14 protein-coding genes and 1 pseudogene are annotated in these 15,168 nt (G+C 58.3%); 12 read left to right on the top strand and 3 right to left on the bottom strand.

Annotated features, from left to right (window positions below; all coding sequences use genetic code 11):
- The first annotated feature begins 39 nt into the window (after window positions 1-39).
- The 8 genes from H4W29_RS24110 to H4W29_RS24075 are packed head-to-tail and all read left to right on the top strand — an operon-like array spanning window position 40 to window position 6,645.
- Window positions 40-723 (top strand): MtnX-like HAD-IB family phosphatase, encoded by a 684-nt coding sequence (locus tag H4W29_RS24110; protein WP_192731375.1) that lies wholly within the window; start codon window positions 40-42, stop codon window positions 721-723.
- Between the two features lie 12 nt (window positions 724-735).
- Window positions 736-2,148, top strand: coding sequence for an aspartate aminotransferase family protein (locus H4W29_RS24105; RefSeq protein WP_192731374.1), 1,413 nt, complete (start codon window positions 736-738; stop codon window positions 2,146-2,148).
- A gap of 4 nt (window positions 2,149-2,152) precedes the next feature.
- The gene (locus H4W29_RS24100) at window positions 2,153-3,106 is read left to right on the top strand and encodes an arginase family protein (protein WP_192731373.1); all 954 of its coding nucleotides are present in this window, start codon (window positions 2,153-2,155) and stop codon (window positions 3,104-3,106) included.
- Window positions 3,103-3,453 carry a DMT family transporter gene (locus H4W29_RS24095; protein WP_192731372.1) on the top strand — a complete coding sequence of 117 codons (351 nt, stop codon included), beginning with the start codon at window positions 3,103-3,105 and terminating at the stop codon, window positions 3,451-3,453. Before H4W29_RS24100 ends, H4W29_RS24095 begins: the two co-directional genes overlap by 4 nt.
- Window positions 3,450-4,325: a fatty acid desaturase family protein gene (locus tag H4W29_RS24090; protein WP_192731371.1), complete on the top strand. Its 876-nt coding sequence runs from the start codon at window positions 3,450-3,452 to the stop codon at window positions 4,323-4,325. The genes H4W29_RS24095 and H4W29_RS24090 overlap by 4 nt, the downstream gene beginning before the upstream one ends.
- Window positions 4,315-5,130 carry an alpha/beta hydrolase gene (locus H4W29_RS24085; protein WP_192731370.1) on the top strand — a complete coding sequence of 272 codons (816 nt, stop codon included), beginning with the start codon at window positions 4,315-4,317 and terminating at the stop codon, window positions 5,128-5,130. The genes H4W29_RS24090 and H4W29_RS24085 overlap by 11 nt, the downstream gene beginning before the upstream one ends.
- On the top strand, window positions 5,111-6,283 hold the full coding sequence (locus H4W29_RS24080; protein ID WP_192731369.1) for a peptidogalycan biosysnthesis protein: 1,173 nt from the start codon (window positions 5,111-5,113) through the stop codon (window positions 6,281-6,283). The genes H4W29_RS24085 and H4W29_RS24080 overlap by 20 nt, the downstream gene beginning before the upstream one ends.
- Window positions 6,284-6,288: 5 nt before the next feature.
- Window positions 6,289-6,645, top strand: a complete 357-nt coding sequence (locus H4W29_RS24075) for an EamA family transporter (RefSeq protein WP_192732774.1) — start codon at window positions 6,289-6,291, stop codon at window positions 6,643-6,645.
- Between the two features lie 18 nt (window positions 6,646-6,663).
- Here H4W29_RS24075 and H4W29_RS24070 read toward each other — a convergent pair whose 3' ends face one another.
- A complete protein-coding gene (locus H4W29_RS24070) occupies window positions 6,664-7,491 on the bottom strand; it encodes a MipA/OmpV family protein (protein ID WP_376776604.1) in 828 nt (275 codons plus the stop codon).
- Between the two features lie 563 nt (window positions 7,492-8,054).
- On the opposite strand from H4W29_RS24070, the gene H4W29_RS24065 reads away from it, so the two are divergent.
- Both H4W29_RS24065 and H4W29_RS24060 read left to right on the top strand, forming a co-directional pair.
- On the top strand, window positions 8,055-9,845 hold the full coding sequence (locus tag H4W29_RS24065; protein ID WP_192731367.1) for an ABC transporter ATP-binding protein: 1,791 nt from the start codon (window positions 8,055-8,057) through the stop codon (window positions 9,843-9,845).
- 307 nt (window positions 9,846-10,152) lie between these two features.
- Window positions 10,153-11,067 (top strand): phosphotriesterase family protein, encoded by a 915-nt coding sequence (locus tag H4W29_RS24060; protein ID WP_192731366.1) that lies wholly within the window; start codon window positions 10,153-10,155, stop codon window positions 11,065-11,067.
- Window positions 11,068-11,109: 42 nt separating this feature from the next.
- Here H4W29_RS24060 and H4W29_RS24055 read toward each other — a convergent pair.
- A pseudogene (locus H4W29_RS24055) lies at window positions 11,110-11,196 on the bottom strand (IS21-like element helper ATPase IstB); the annotation flags it as partial.
- Between the two features lie 794 nt (window positions 11,197-11,990).
- Here H4W29_RS24055 and H4W29_RS24050 point away from each other — a divergent pair.
- Window positions 11,991-12,869, top strand: a complete 879-nt coding sequence (locus H4W29_RS24050) for an alpha/beta fold hydrolase (protein WP_246517435.1) — start codon at window positions 11,991-11,993, stop codon at window positions 12,867-12,869.
- Between the two features lie 99 nt (window positions 12,870-12,968).
- Window positions 12,969-14,186, top strand: a complete 1,218-nt coding sequence (locus tag H4W29_RS24045) for a GGDEF domain-containing protein (RefSeq protein ID WP_192731365.1) — start codon at window positions 12,969-12,971, stop codon at window positions 14,184-14,186.
- Window positions 14,187-14,311: 125 nt separating this feature from the next.
- On the opposite strand, the gene H4W29_RS24040 is transcribed toward H4W29_RS24045, so the two are convergent.
- Window positions 14,312-14,845, bottom strand: a complete 534-nt coding sequence (locus H4W29_RS24040) for a cytochrome b (RefSeq protein ID WP_246517433.1) — start codon at window positions 14,843-14,845, stop codon at window positions 14,312-14,314.
- Between the last annotated feature and the right edge of the window lie 323 nt (window positions 14,846-15,168).

The raw sequence follows: 15,168 nt of genomic DNA, 5'->3' as shown, positions 1-15,168 counted from the left end.
CGCGAGGCTAAATGCTTCTTCACAGTGAAGGAGCATGCGATGCAGGTGTTTTGCGATTTCGACGGGACCATATCCAAAGAGGATGTGACGGATCTCGTTCTGGACCGGTTTGCGCGCGCGGAGTGGCGCGAGATCGAAGATCAGTGGACCAACGGCAGGATCACATCCGCCCAGTGCATGCGCCGCCAGATCCAGCTGCTTCAGGCAAGACGCGAAGACATTGACGCATTTCTGGACACGATCGAAATCGACAATGCCTTTGGGGCTTTCAAGGCCTTCTGTGAAAAGAACGGGCTTGAACTCGTCATCGTCAGCGATGGCGTCGATCATTTTATCAGGCGGGTCCTTGCCAGGCATAGCCTGGATAACATTCGGATCATCGCAAACAGGCTGATTTCTCGTCCGCACGTCGGCATGCCTGAATTCGATTTGGGCTTTCCATTCAAGAGCGCGAGCTGCACTGCCGGTGCCGGCGTGTGCAAATGCGCCCAGGTGAGGCCGTCCGGCAACCATGTCTATATCGGCGACGGCCGCAGCGACTTCTGCGTCTCCCACGAGGCGCTGCTTGTCTTCGCCAAGGCCAGGCTTGCGGATTATTGCCGCGCGAATTGCGTTCCTTTCATCCCCTACAGCGGCTTCGCCGAAATCCAGGCGAGTATCGCAACCATCCTTTCCAGCCCGTCACGGCTGCCTGTTGTACAGGCCGTGGCAAAAACTGCGTGAGAAGAGGACTTCATGCGTTCCAACCTGAAACTTGCTGCCAATGTGCACCCCACCGCCTCTGAAGACGAGCTGCGACAGCTCGAAAAGACCTATTGCTCCCACGGCGATACGGTTCATTACTCGCAGAAGCCGAAATTCTTCGAAAGCTGCGATGGTTCATTCGTCTTTGACGCAGCCGAAACACCATTTCTCGATCTCCAGATGTGGTATTCCGCCGTCAATTTCGGTTATCGCAACGAGCGTTTGAACAATGCCGCGCATCGGCAGCTGGATCGGTTGCCGCAGGTTGCCTCGCAATATCTCCATCGCGAAAAGGTCGAGCTCGCAGCGCTGATCGCCCGGGATGCCGAACATAAATTCGGTTCGAAAGGCCGCGTTCACTTCAATGTCGGCGGCTCGCAGGCAGTCGAGGATTCCTTGAAGCTCGTTCGCAACTATACCGGCGGCAAGAGCCTGATGTTCGCCTTCGAGGGCGGATACCATGGGCGAACGCTCGGCGCGACGTCGATCACCTCGAGCTATCGCTATCGCCGACGTTACGGCCATTTTGGCGAACGTGCCCAATTCATCGAATTCCCCTATCACTTTCGTGGACCGAAAGGCATGTCGAAGGAGGAATACGGGCACTATTGCGTCCAGAAATTCGCGCGGCTGTTTGAAAGTGAGTACAACGGCGTCTGGGATCCGAAGGCCGGAAAATCGGAATATGCCGCCTTCTACATCGAGCCCATCCAGGGCACCGGCGGCTATGTCATTCCGCCGATGAATTTCTTCAAGGAGCTCAAGAAGGTCCTCGACGATCATGGCATCCTGCTTGTTGTCGACGAGATTCAGATGGGCGTCTATCGGACCGGAAAGCTCTGGTCGATCGAACATTTCGGCGTGTCGCCGGATGTGCTCGTCTTCGGCAAGGCGATCACCAATGGTCTCAACCCGCTTTCGGGCATCTGGGCCAAAGAAGAGATGATCAACCCGACGATTTTCCCGCCAGGCTCCACGCATTCGACCTTCGCCAGCAACCCGATGGGCACGGCCGTCGCTCTCGAAACGCTGAAGATGGTGTCTGAGACCGACTTCGGCGCGAGTGTGATGGAAAAGGGCGCACACTTCCTCGAAGGCCTGAAGGAGCTGCAGTCGCGGCATGCGATCGTCGGCGATGTCGACGGCCTCGGCCTTGCCCTTCGGATGGAAATCTGCGGCCCCGACGGCTTCACTCCCGACAAGGCGACGCTCGACTGGATGTCTGACGAAGGCATGAAGGGTGATCTTGCGGTCGACGGCAGGAAATATGGATTGGTGCTCGACGTTGGCGGATACCACAAGAACGTCATCACCCTTGCACCCAACCTGATGATCAGCCGCGAGGAGATCGAGCTTGCTATCTCGCTGCTCGACCAGCTTCTGACGCGCGCCGAGCGGAGATAGGACCTTGCAGCTCCTCCTTCTCCATCTTGATGATGCGTTGGAGTTGCAGCCAGACTTCGTGCATTCCTGCCAGATGGCCGGGGCGCACGAAGTTGACGACAAGGATAGCGGCCGCGCCATCAGGCTGTGGGGGCGCCGGCCGGACCTTGATACCGTCTGGCGCAACCTGGCGAAGGCCCGGCCCTCGACCGGTGAAGGCGCCCGCCTTTGTTTCATGGGATCGGGCGACTTCCACCATGTGACGGCTCTTCTTCTATCGCAGGCCCTGGAGAACAGCCGCAAAGCCGTCACCGTCATCCATATCGACAATCACCCCGATTGGGTGCATTTCGATCCCGGCATGCATTGCGGTTCGTGGGTCAACAAGGCGCTCGAACAGCCCCTGGTCAAAAAGGTGATAACCCTCGGCGTTTGCAGCCGCGACCTCAGGTCACCGGAGCGCAAGGGCGCCAATCTGGTGCCGCTATCCGACGGTCGCCTTGAACTTTATCCCTATGAACATCCGCCGAGCAAAGTGAAATCGCACTACGGCTCGGGCCCGAGTTTCAGCCAGATCGACGGCGCCCTGCACTGGCAATCGATATCGGAGCTCGGAGAGAGCAATTTCCTCGACCGGCTTCTCGGCCGCATCCAAACCGAAGCGGTTTACGTCACGATCGACAAGGACGCTCTCTCCTACGCCGATGCCGTGACCAATTGGGATCAAGGCCGTATGCGGCTACCCTATGTCCTTTGGCTGCTCAGCGAAATCGGTGAACGGTACCATGTCATCGGAGCGGACGTGACCGGCGATTATTCGACGCCGTGTTACGGCGGCGATCTCTACACGCGCACGATCAAGAAGGCAGAGGTGCTGATCGACCAGCCCTTCCGTCATCACGACATGAAGGCTGCCCGCAACATCAACAGTGCGGCAAACCACGCGCTGCTCGAAGTCCTGTCGGAGCTTATGGCATGACGACGGGACTGACAGCATGGACGTTCGCCATCATTGCCTTTTGCGTTCTTGCCGAAACCGGGCGTGAGTTGTGCTTCAAGCACGGCGCTGCAAGCGCGCTGCTCGAAACCCTGCAGAAACCGGTCATCTGGCTCGGGATCGTGTTCTGGGCGGTCGAACTGGTGATGTGGACGCGCGTGCTGGAACAGGTGGCGTTGTCGGTGGCCTTTCCGCTGATGGCGCTGAGCTATGCGGCGATCGGTTTTGCAGGCGCCGCCATCTTCAAGGAAACCATCAACCTTCGCCACGCTCTCGGCATCGTCCTGGTGACGGCCGGCGTGGTCTGTGTCGGAGCGACGGGACTATGAAAATCTTCGCGCACACGAAATGGGATATCATGCCGGTGCTTGCCGCAACAGCGCATCTGGCATTCAACATCTATCTGATTGCCGGCTTCTCAAGCCGGCCACTCTGGCTGTCGGCTGTGCTCGGCGCGGTCGATGCCGTGTCGATATCGTGGAACATCAACAGCATCTCGCACAACTTCATCCACACGCCGTATTTCAAGCCAAAGTGGATGAACTATGCATTCAGCCTGCTAGAATCCGTAACGATCGGCTTTTCGCAGGTCTATTATCACTGGGTGCATATGCGCCATCATTCCGGCAACAGCGACCGTCCCAATGAAAACGGCGAGACGGTCGACCTACTGTCGATCTACAAGCACGGCAAGAACGGCGAGCCGGAGAACGTCTTCTCCTACACGTTTCTCAGCTTCTTCCGCGATGATCTCGGCGACATCCATCAGGCGATTGCGAAAAAAAGGCCGTTCGATGCGAGATGGGGGCGCATTGAACTCGTATCGTTCTTCGCCTTCGTCTTCCTCGCTCTCGTCTATGACTGGAGAGCGACATTCTTTTTCCTGCCGTTTTATTATTTGGGTAACTGCCTGTCCTCTCTCAACGGCTATTATGAGCATCTGAACGGCGACCCCGATGTTCCAATCGCCTGGGGCGTCAGCAGCCATAATGGCTTCTACAACTGGCTCTGGTTCGGTAACGGCTATCACGCCGAGCATCACTACCGCCCTAAGATGCACTGGACGAAGCTCAGTACCTTTCATGAGCAGATCAAGCAGGAGCAGGAGGCGGCGGGCACGCATGTGATCAGCACCTGCCACGCGCTGGGTTTCATGGCGAAGGAAAACCGCCAGCAGGGAGAATTCCCGCATGCCGGCTGACAGTCTCTCTTTCTTTCTCGAGGGCACGAACGGCAAGGGCGTCATCCTTGTTCATGGGCTGACGGGAGCGCCGGCAGAAATGCGGCTTGTGGCAAGGCAATTCCATCGCCGCGGCTTCAGCGTCTATGCTCCCCTGCTGGCCGGCCACGGCGAAAACGAAGCGACGCTCCGCCGCTCGCGCTGGGAGGACTGGCTCGACAGCGTCGAAGCCGCAGCTGGCTGGCTCAACGAGCGCAGCGACACGGTCTTTGCCGCCGGAATTTGCGTTGGCGGCAAGCTGGCGATGATGGCAGCCGATCGTAATCCCCTGTCGATCCGCGCGGTCGCTGTCTATTCGCCCTGTTTCCACTACGATGGATGGGACGTACCGCGCTATTATTCGCTGTTTTCACCGCACATTCGCTGGATCTCGCTTATCCCATTCATCGACCGGCTGAATTTTCGGGAGACGACGTCCCTCGGCATCAAGGACGAGCGCATGCGCCGCATGGTGGCCGGCATGACGGGCGAAGGCATGCTCGAAACCTTTCCGGGGCGCGGCCTGATCGAAATGCATGAGCTTGGCCGGACGTTGAAAGCCCGGCTTCCCGAGATCAGGACACCGACCTTGATCCTCCATTCGCGCGAAGACGATCTCAGTGGCCCCTCGCACGCCCGGTATATCGCATCGCACATTGGCGGGCGCCGGGAACTGCGCTGGCTCGACGACAGCTATCACATGATCCATCTCGATCGGCAGCACAGGCGTGTTGCTGACATGACGGCGGAATTCTTCGAGGCAGAATATGCAGCAGCAAGCGCTTAAAGTTCAGCTACCTGAAGCGCAGGTCTCAAGCGATACGACATCCGTGGCCGTGATCGTTCCGAGCATTCGCATGCTCGACCGCGATGCCTGGGACGCCTGCTTCCCCGGTGAGGTCGAGACCTATGACTATCTGCTCGCGGTTGAAGAAGCCGGTATCGACGGTTTTGAGTGGCGTTATGCGGTCGTGTGCGAAGACGACGAGATTGTTGCCGCCATGCCGGCATTCCTTTGCCGTTATGCCCTTGAGACGACGCTGGCAGCTGGCCGTTTCCGCAGAACGGTGGAAGGCATCCGCCGCATCTTCAGCGGGTTCCTGACGCTCCGTCTTGCTTGTCTTGGCTCGCCCTGCACGGAGACTGCCTCCATCGGCTTTCATCCTGATATCGCGCAAGCCCGCCGGCCAAAGCTCTTTGCCGAACTCCTCGACGCTTTCGAGGCGCATGCGCGCATGGAAGGCTGCTCGCTGACGGCGTTGAAGGATCTGCCCTACCCCATTCCGTCGGGCATCGAACTGGTCTTGTCGGCGAGAGGTTACGCCGAAACCGGCGGACTGCCGACAGCATGGATGGACATCGGGTTCGGTACGATCGACGCCTATTTTGCCACCCTGTCTACGGCGACCCGCAAGGATATGCGTCGGAAGCTGCGGAGCCGGCAAGAGGTTCGCGTCGAATACCGCACGGAATTCGGCGATCTCTTGCCGCGCGTCATGCAGCTCTATCGTGAGACGCGCGAGCGGAGCGGACTACAGTTTGAAGAGCTGACCCCGGCCTATTTCGACGGGGTGCTGAAGGGCATGCCGGGCCGATCTTTCTGCGCAATGTATTTTGTGGGCGGTGAACTGCTTGCTGCCAATCTGCTGATCCACGACGAGGACAGGTTGATCGACAAGTTCTTCTGCATGGATGGTCAGAAGGGCAGGTCCTACAATCTCTATTATCTCAGTTGGTGCGCCAATATCGAATATTGTCTGAGCCACGGCATGGGCCGCTATCAGAGCGGGCAGGCCTACTATCGCAACAAGATTCGGCTTGGAAGCCGCTTGACGGCAAATGCGATGTATTTTCGCCATTCCAATCCACTGCTGCAATTCGTCCTCAAGACGATCTCACCGCTTTTTGCCGCAGGCGATGATGGTGAGGTGCAAGGGTGAGAACGATACGCCCGATCTGGCTGTTGGTGCCGCTTCTGAACACGGCGCAACAGATATTGCTGAAGCAGAGCGCCGTCGATGCGGACAAGGCCGGCGGAGCCTGGCTGGTCGATATTCTGTCGTCACACTGGTTCCTGGCGGCGATTGTCGCAGAGATTGTCTGCTTTGCCATCTGGATGAGCGTGCTCTCCGAACTCGATCTCAGCAAGGCCTTCCCGCTCTCGGCCATCAGCTATGTCCTCATCATGGGCGTTGCCTGGGCTGCCTTTGGCGAGCCATTGCCGTTACTTCGGCTTGCGGGCAGCCTTCTGATCTTGGTCGGTGTCTGGTTGATCGCAACGGCATCGAGGCCGGCCGGCTGAGTGTTTGAATTGCGGATTTCAGAAGCTGACGCTGAAGGCCTTGGTGAGCGAGATGCCGATCACATTCTGGTTCTCGCTGCCGAGCTTCGATGTGATCGGGCTGTCGGCCGCGTCTCCGGTCAGACGATCGAAGCGATCATAGACCTGCAGCGTCCACGTTGGGGTCACATCATAGGCGGCGGAAACCGTAAAGCCGATCGACTTTAAGCCGCCCTTTGCATCGAAGGCGGAGAGGGCGCCGTTCTGCAACGCTTCGCTCGACGAAATTCCGAAATACTTCCGCATATAGGCGCCATTGCCGAACGAAGCGCGTGGCCCTGCAGAGAGCAGCCATCTGTCGCCGAGGGGCTGGAACCAATCGGCGCTGATATCGACGACGAGACCACTGCCGTTCGATACGGCCTGCCGGATTTCGGAGCGGAATCGAAGCTGGTTCGGAATCGCCCAATATTGTGCAAAAACACCGGCATCGATGTCCCAATCCACCGAATGGATGCCTTTCAACCGGTCATCATCGGATTGCGAACGGCTGTCGCGCAAGCCGACCACCGGGCCCGCTTCGAAGCCGCCGAAGTCGATAAGGCCATAATCGATATTGTCGTCCGGCGCGCTGTGCTCATCCGGTTCGTCGAAACGCCTGATATCGAAAGAGGGCAAGGCGCTGAAGCCATCATGCTTCGAACCCGGAAATTTCGGGCCGTACTCGACACTTGCACCCAATGTCACGATCCAGGTGCCGGAATCGGGGTGGTTGGGCGCGTCTCCGCTATCGGCGGCACCCGCCAGCGACGCGGTCAACAGCACCCCCAAGGCGACAGAAAAAAGCGTAAGCCTCTTGGCTCTCATTCTCAACGAGATTGCTCTCCGGATAAAGCATCGCCCCCAAGGCGCCATGATGCAGCCGAAAAATGGCTGGCAAGGCGAGTCTAGTCAATAGGTCACCTGTTCGATGGGGATGCCGAGGTCGCGATCACTGCACAACTATCGTGATTCATCGATCAGCGGAGAAGAATGCTTTGTTGCCCTCTCAAAGGGCTGGAGGCTCGGGGCCGGCATGATCAAATGCAAAGCTGCAAGTTGCGAAATCGTGTCCTTTTCGCATCACTTTCGATAAGGTTGTAAAAACCGGTTGGCAATGGCGAATTGGTTCGGTACAAAACGCTTACCGCTCCAGATCGAACATAAGGGAGGCGTTGCATGAGACCAGCAATCATCGAAACCTTCCTGCGTGGAATGTCCCGACACTAGGTCATTTCCATTCGTGGCCCGCCTCGAGCGCGCGACACGCGGTTTATCTCCCTTCATAGCCCGATTGATCTGACGGGATCATTTCGTCTCCCGCACGGGCTGTGCCTTTTAGCTCTCGATTTTGAGGACCGGTTACCAAGACACGGGCCGGGCTGGTTAAAATGACTCGCAAGAAGCTCGATTTTCGCGCCGATGCCTATCGCCACGTGCTCGGCTTTGTTTTTCATCATTGGACCCATCGGCCTTTGTTGGTCGGCGGCATCATTGTGCTGGTAATCCTAAGCACACTGGCCGAAGTGATGGTGCCGGTGTTTTCAGGCCAGATCGTCGATGCCATCGCCGGCGGCAATGCGGCCGACGGCGCTTTGCGCGCCTTCGTCATCGTCGTGGCTCTGGGCTTGACCAGCGTCGCGCTGCGCTGGTTCATCTTCAACGGCATCGTCCGGCTGACGCTGCGCACCATGGCGGATGTGGTCAATAACGGTTTCCACAAGGTGCAGCGGTTTTCGACCGACTGGCACGCCAACAGCTTTGCCGGTTCGACGGTGCGCAAGATTACCCGCGGCATGTGGGCGCTCGATTCGCTCAACGACCTGCTGCTGGTCGCCCTGCTGCCGTCCATCGTCATGCTGGTCGGCGCCAGCATCGTGCTGGGCAGCTACTGGCCGATCATGGGTCTGATCGTGAGTGTGGGTTCGCTCGTCTATATCGGCGTGACGGTAGCGCTTTCCATGGGCTTCGTATCGCCGGCGGCACAACTTGCCAATGCCTGGGACACCAAGCTCGGCGGCGCGCTGGCGGATGCGATCAGCTGCAATTCGGTGGTCAAGGCCTTCGGAGCCGAGAGCCGCGAGGAAACGCGGCTGGGCCATGTGCTGGCCAGATGGGACAGCCGCACGCGGCGGACATGGAAGCGCGGCAACCTGAGCGGCACGATCCAGGGCTTCCTGATGGTTTCCATGCAGGCGGGCATCCTGGGGACGGGCCTCATCATGTGGCGGCAGGGGCTGGCGACGCCTGGCGACATCACCTTCGTGCTGGCGATGTTCTTCGTCCTGCAGGGCCATCTGCGCGATGTCGGCCAGGACATCCGCAATCTGCAGCGGGCCGTCAACGACATGGAAGAACTCGTGCTGCTCGACAGGACGCCGCTCGGTATCGAGGATAGGCCGAACGCCACGCCCATAATGATTGATAGGGGCGAGATCGTCTTCGATCGCGTCACCTTCCAGTATGGCGCTCATCCCAACCCGCTCTACGAGGAATTCTCGGTCACCATCAAGCCGGGCCAGCGCGTGGGGCTGGTGGGGCATTCGGGCTCGGGCAAGACAACCTTCGTCAAGCTCATCCAGCGCCTCTATGACGTGAACGCCGGCTCGATCCGCATCGATGGGCAGGATATCGCGCGCGTCAGGCAAGCAAGCCTGCGCGGCCAGATCGCCATCGTGCAGCAGGAGCCCATCCTGTTCCACCGCACGCTGGCGGAAAACATCGCTTATGGCAGGCCGAATGCCTCGCGGCGTGAGATCGAGCAGGCGGCGAAACAGGCCAGTGCCCACGACTTCATCATGGAGCTTCCCAAGGGCTATGAAACCATGGTGGGGGAACGCGGCGTCAAGCTGTCGGGCGGCGAGCGGCAGCGTGTCGCTATTGCCCGCGCCTTCCTGGCCGATACGCCGGTGCTCATCCTCGACGAGGCGACATCGAGCCTCGACAGCGAGAGCGAAGTGCAGATCCAGCAGGCGATGGAACGCCTGATGGTTGGCCGCACGACGCTTGTCATCGCGCACCGGCTGTCCACTGTGCGGGCGCTGGATCGGCTGCTGGTCTTCGACAAAGGAAAGATTGTCGAAGAGGGCGACCACCAGGCGCTGATCCGGCTCAATGAAGGCATCTATCGCCGGTTGTTCGAGCGGCAGGCGCTGGAGCTGACCAAGGGTCTGGTGGCCTGAAGGAAAACACGGGTGGCGGCGTGATCGGCCCCGCCATCCACTGTTGTATCAGGAAGGTCTCTTGCCGGGTGGCCACCGGCAAGAGACAAAATCGTACAGGACCACGGCTGTGCGGATGCAAGGGAGATTGCATGCTCAAGACGCGGACCAGCGGCTGTTCTGCAGATACTGCGGATAATACCGATGGTGTTGTGCGATGTCGTCGAATGTCTTGCCGACGACGGACCCTACTATTGTGTGGACCAGATGGGTCAGATGCATTCAAAGTTCTGTCATTCGACAAATTGCGGGAGGGGAGCCGTCAACGATGAAGCAGATTTACACGACACTGGGACCAAAGCGTCGCGACGAAGTCGGGATGATCCTCCCGCACGAGCATGTGTTCGTCGATCTTAGAACGCCTGACCAGCCCGGCTATGCCGAGGCGGAGATAGACGACGTTGTCGCACTGATGGTCCCACAGATTGAGGCGATCAAAAGACAAGGCGTTACGCTGCTCGTCGAGTGCACGACGGGTGGTGTCGGAAGACGTGCTGACATCGATCTCGCCGTGTCGAAGGCAGCCGACTTTCCGATCGTCGTCCCGACCGGCAACTATCGCGAACCGTGGGTACCCGCTTGGATAGCCGAGGCTAGCGAGCATGATCTCGAACAATGGATGGTAAGCGAGCTCACCGAAGGAATGGAGGGCACCGGTGTACTGGCGGGATGGATCAAGCTCAGCGCTGGCGACGATGGGATTACGCCCCTCGAAACCCGTATCCTCCGCGCAGCCGCAAGAGCATCCGTGCGGACCAATGCGGTAATCGGCTCGCATACGATCCGGGGACGGGTTGTAATGGATCAGTTGGACATTCTTCAGTCAGAGGGCTGCGGGCCGGAGCGCTTCATATCCATTCACACTCAGGAGGAAAGGGACTTCGGGCTTCACCGGGCACTGGTGGAACGCGGCGCGTGGATCGAATACGACCATGTCGGAAGAGCTCCCGACGAGGAACTGGTCGCAATGGTGATGCGCGCCCTTGAAAACGGGCTGGGCGGGCAGTTGCTCATAAGCCACGACCTCGGCTGGTATGATCCGGCGCAGCCCGGTGGGGGAACCCCGAGACCCTACACGCACCTTGTCGAGAGCCTTCTGCCATCCCTCAAAATCGCGGGCGTAAGCCAGGACACGGTCCGGCAACTCACCGAAGTCAATCCGTTCGAGGCATTCGCACGCTGACGCAAGGCGCGATTCTCGCTTTTGGATACCGCAGCGACGGAGACGACCGCGTGTCCCGTTGCGGATGAGAGTACGGGCAATCGCGATAACCAGATGGCGTTTTCCCGTCCCCGTGCCGCCGGCGATCACGGGTATTACCGGTTGTGGTGAGAAGATGTGACAACATGTGAGCAAAATCCCTGAATTGTGGCAGGTGTTCGCCAATTTCGATGAACACATACGGATGGTGGCTACACAGAGCCGCTTTTTAGGAAAACCACCATGTCTATGCTTCGTAAAATCGCCGCAACAGGTCTCATCTCCCTGACCCTCGCAGTTGGCTCCATCGCAACAGTAACGCCCGCACTGGCTCACGGTGGAGGCGGAGGTCACGGGGGAGGAGGCCACGAGGAAGGGGGGCACATGGGAGGGGAGCACATGGGAGGATTCGGTATGGGCCATTTCGATAGGGAAGGAAACCGCGGTGCGTTTTTTGCCCACGACCGCTTTGATGGACGGTTCAGGGATCGCGGGCCTTTCTTCCTGGGCAGCAACGACGACTATGATCGCTGCTATTGGCAATGGGACACCCAGCGCCCCGGGCATCCGGTCAGGACCGAGGTATGCTACTAGTCGATACGAAACGTAAGGTCCTTCTGACCGGCCGGTGACTGGCACGAACCGAAACCGGCAGTCGACCGGACTTCGCCTTCCGGCTCTTGCCGCAGCTTTCTTCATGTAATGCTGCGGCAACGGCGATCGGCGGAGTTTAGGCCAAGTGTGTCGTGCGGGATGCAAGTAAAGCTTCGATGCCGCGAAGCGTGCGACGTCCTTCACAGGTTCGCATTGTTACCAATGTGTCCGTCCACGGCCCCGAACTCAATCCATTTCTCTGGCGCGGTGCAACTGCGACCGTGTTTTTCAAGCGATACAAGGTCTAATCCATGTCAATGCGAAATAGCCTCAATCCCGGACATCATGTCGTCGATATCGACGGAATTCAGCAAAGCTTTCATGTCGCGGGCCAGGGGCCGGTTATAGTCGTTCACCCTGGCGGCCCAGGGATCCACTGGCAATATCTTCGCATGGGTTTTTTGGAGCGTCATTTTACCATGTTGTACCTTGAGCCAATCGGCACGGGTGGCTCAAGCCGTTTGGCGGAGCACCCCCATGGCTATACCGTCGAACGCTTCGCGAAACAGCTTGGCAGGTTCCTCGAAACACTCGACCTTTCCAACGTCGCGCTTCTTGGTCATTCCCATGGAGGGTTCGTCATCCAGCAATATACGATCGAGCACCCGGATCGCGTATCGGCAATGATCTTGTATTCGTCGTCGGCCGTGACAGGGAGTGACTTCATGGCGGCGGCGGCAAACGGTGTGCGGAGTTTCTCAGATCGAAACCAGACGGAGGGGCCGGCAGTACTGCGAGCGTGGCAGTCGGTTCCGAACATGTCGAGCGACGAAGACTATACCAGGATCATGCGCGATCTGCTGCCCGCTTACTTTGCCGACGGTGTTCACGATAAGCTCGATCTTGGAGTGTTCCGCTTGCGGATAAAGGCAACAATGCTCATCGGCAACAGTGATCCGTTTGACGTCCGATCGAGGCTTCGGGACCTTTCCATACCGGTGCTTGTTCTGGTCGGAGATCACGATTTCATATGCGGTCCGAAATGGGCAAAAAACCTGGATGACAGTTGCTCCAATTCGGCACTTGTACACTTTACCCAAAGCGGTCATTTCGCGCACTTGGAGCAGCCGGAAGAATTTTTAAGCGCAGTCCTCGCATTTTTTAAAGCTCACCAGCTGGTTCCGCGATGAAGTTGTCTCTAATCTGCTGTGTCAGCGGAAGAAGATTCATTCAAAAGTAGCTCTCGGTGGTTATAGGCATCGGCATCCCGGTTGTTTTTCGGTTTGACGATGGATCTTGCTACAGTTCTTCTTCTTCACAAGTGCTCGTTCATAGTCGGCGCCATCTGCTGTTTCTACGTCAGGTGGCGCTCCAGGGAGCCAGGTCTCGATTTTCTGGCGATCGGCGACGGCCTGCTTGCTGTCGCATCCACGCTTGCCGGAGTGGGAGAGCAGGGCATACTGCCATATGAGGTTTGGACTTTTGGAAGCTTCTCCATCGGCGTCACAGGTTACGCGCTGATGGCGATGGGGCTTGTCCAGTTGAGCGGCCGTCGGCGAAAGCTTACGGATTGCCTTCTGCTCGTTGTCGCCTTGAGCCTATCTGTCGCCGTTGGCTATATGCATTGGTACGCCGACAATCAAACGCGCGCTGCTATATTCAATGCGAACACTGCGGCTTTCCTCGGCGTCTCCTGCGTTGTCATCTTAAGGGATTTTTTCCTCGACCGCTTGCCCGCGAGATGGGGTCTGCTTGCATCGCTCGCGGCCGCCATGGGCTTTTCGACGCTGGTTGCTGTCGGAATGATCTTTCCACAGTATGGGCCGGTCGAACCCCGCTATGCTTTCTTCATGCTTATCATTTGCCATTTCTCTGTCGCACTCTTCGTGGTTGTCCTGGTCCAGGAACGCGCAGAAACTCAACTCAGACGCCTCGCCAACACCGATGTGCTGACGGGGATCCCAAACCGGCAGCACTTCCTGGCATCCGTTCCGAACGAATTCAAGGAGGGTGACGCCTTCATCATGATAGACATCGACCACTTCAAGAGTGTCAACGACCGTTACGGCCATGAGACGGGCGATGTAGTTCTTGTCGGCGTGGCCCAAGCGATCGCAGCTGCTGCTGGACGCACGGTCACGTTCGGCCGTCTTGGCGGGGAGGAGTTCGCGCTTTTTCTGCGTGATCAAACTGAAGAAACTGCGGTTGCCAAGGCGGAGCAAATTCGAGGGACGGTCAACGCCTTGACATTTGCGTCCGGCACGGAAACGATAGTGCCGAGTGTAAGCGCGGGCGTTGCCGTTTGGAGAGGCGATTGCAATGCACAGAAGCTGCGGGACCGGGCAGACCAGGCACTCTACCTTGCGAAGCGGGGCGGCCGTGACCGGGTCGAACTATACGCAAATCCACAAAGCACCGAAGAACACCCTTCAAGCGCGGCTGCAACTGCCGTAGCCCAACCTTCGAGCGGCTCCAGGCATCCCCGGCCGGGGGAGCTTGCCGCCTAGCAGCGATCGTCAATCAAGTCAGCTTTGGCTCCGGGGCGCCTCGGTCACGAACTGACGCTCGGCGCATCTCCGATCAAACGCCAACGCTCGACAGGTGACGGTACTGTCTCCGGTTCGGCCAGGCATCACAGCATGCGTGAAAGGACGTCATTCTCCTTGTTTCGATCGAAGAAGCGATGCTTCAGGACTGCGAGAACGTGTAGCGCGACCACGAAGAGCAATGTGTACGCCAGAAGCCGATGCAGCAGCTGGAACAGCCTGAACTGCGTATCGTCCTTGGGCAACAGCTCCGGCACCGTGATCCCGAAGAAAACGACTCCGTCACTCTGCGTGAACGAACTCGACATCGCGTACCCCATGAGTGGGACGACAATCATCAACACATAGAGAGTAATATGGGCTGCCTTGGCGGCAGCGACCTCCCATTTTCTGAGGCCGGTCGGCAACGCCGGTACTCGCGCCCATATGCGAAATACGAGTCTCAAAGATACAAGAATGAGTATCAGCAATCCGAATGACTTGTGAAGCGGGTACAGGGCCTCTGGCCCGGACTCGCCAGCCGAAGTCATTGCCCAACCAAGTGCGATCATCGCCAACACGATCGCCGCCATAATCCAGTGCAAAACGCGAATTGCCAGCGGGTATCGAGCTCTGCTCATGCGTAATCTCTCCATGGATGATCATTCTGTGGTGGCCGACCACGTCACCTGCCAGCGCCGGATCTATCCGCTGCCCGTGGTTGGAAAACTGCCTTGCATATTGCAGGGCGTTGCCGAGGTGTACAGGCATCAACTGTCTGGAAATCGTCCATACCGGCGATCTTCACCGAAGCTCCACGCTATCTGTGCACACGTCAAACATAAGCCAGCAATATCAAGCCGATAGAAAGGAGCGAGGATGCTTGTCTGCCGCTTGATTATCTTCTGCGCCATCATGGCTTTCTTCGCCATCATGTTCTCGACTGCGGTCACAGACGCACATC

The organism is Rhizobium viscosum (assembly GCF_014873945.1).
In the GTDB taxonomy this organism is placed as follows: domain Bacteria; phylum Pseudomonadota; class Alphaproteobacteria; order Rhizobiales; family Rhizobiaceae; genus Rhizobium; species Rhizobium viscosum.
This window is presented reverse-complemented; position numbering and strand designations above follow the sequence as displayed.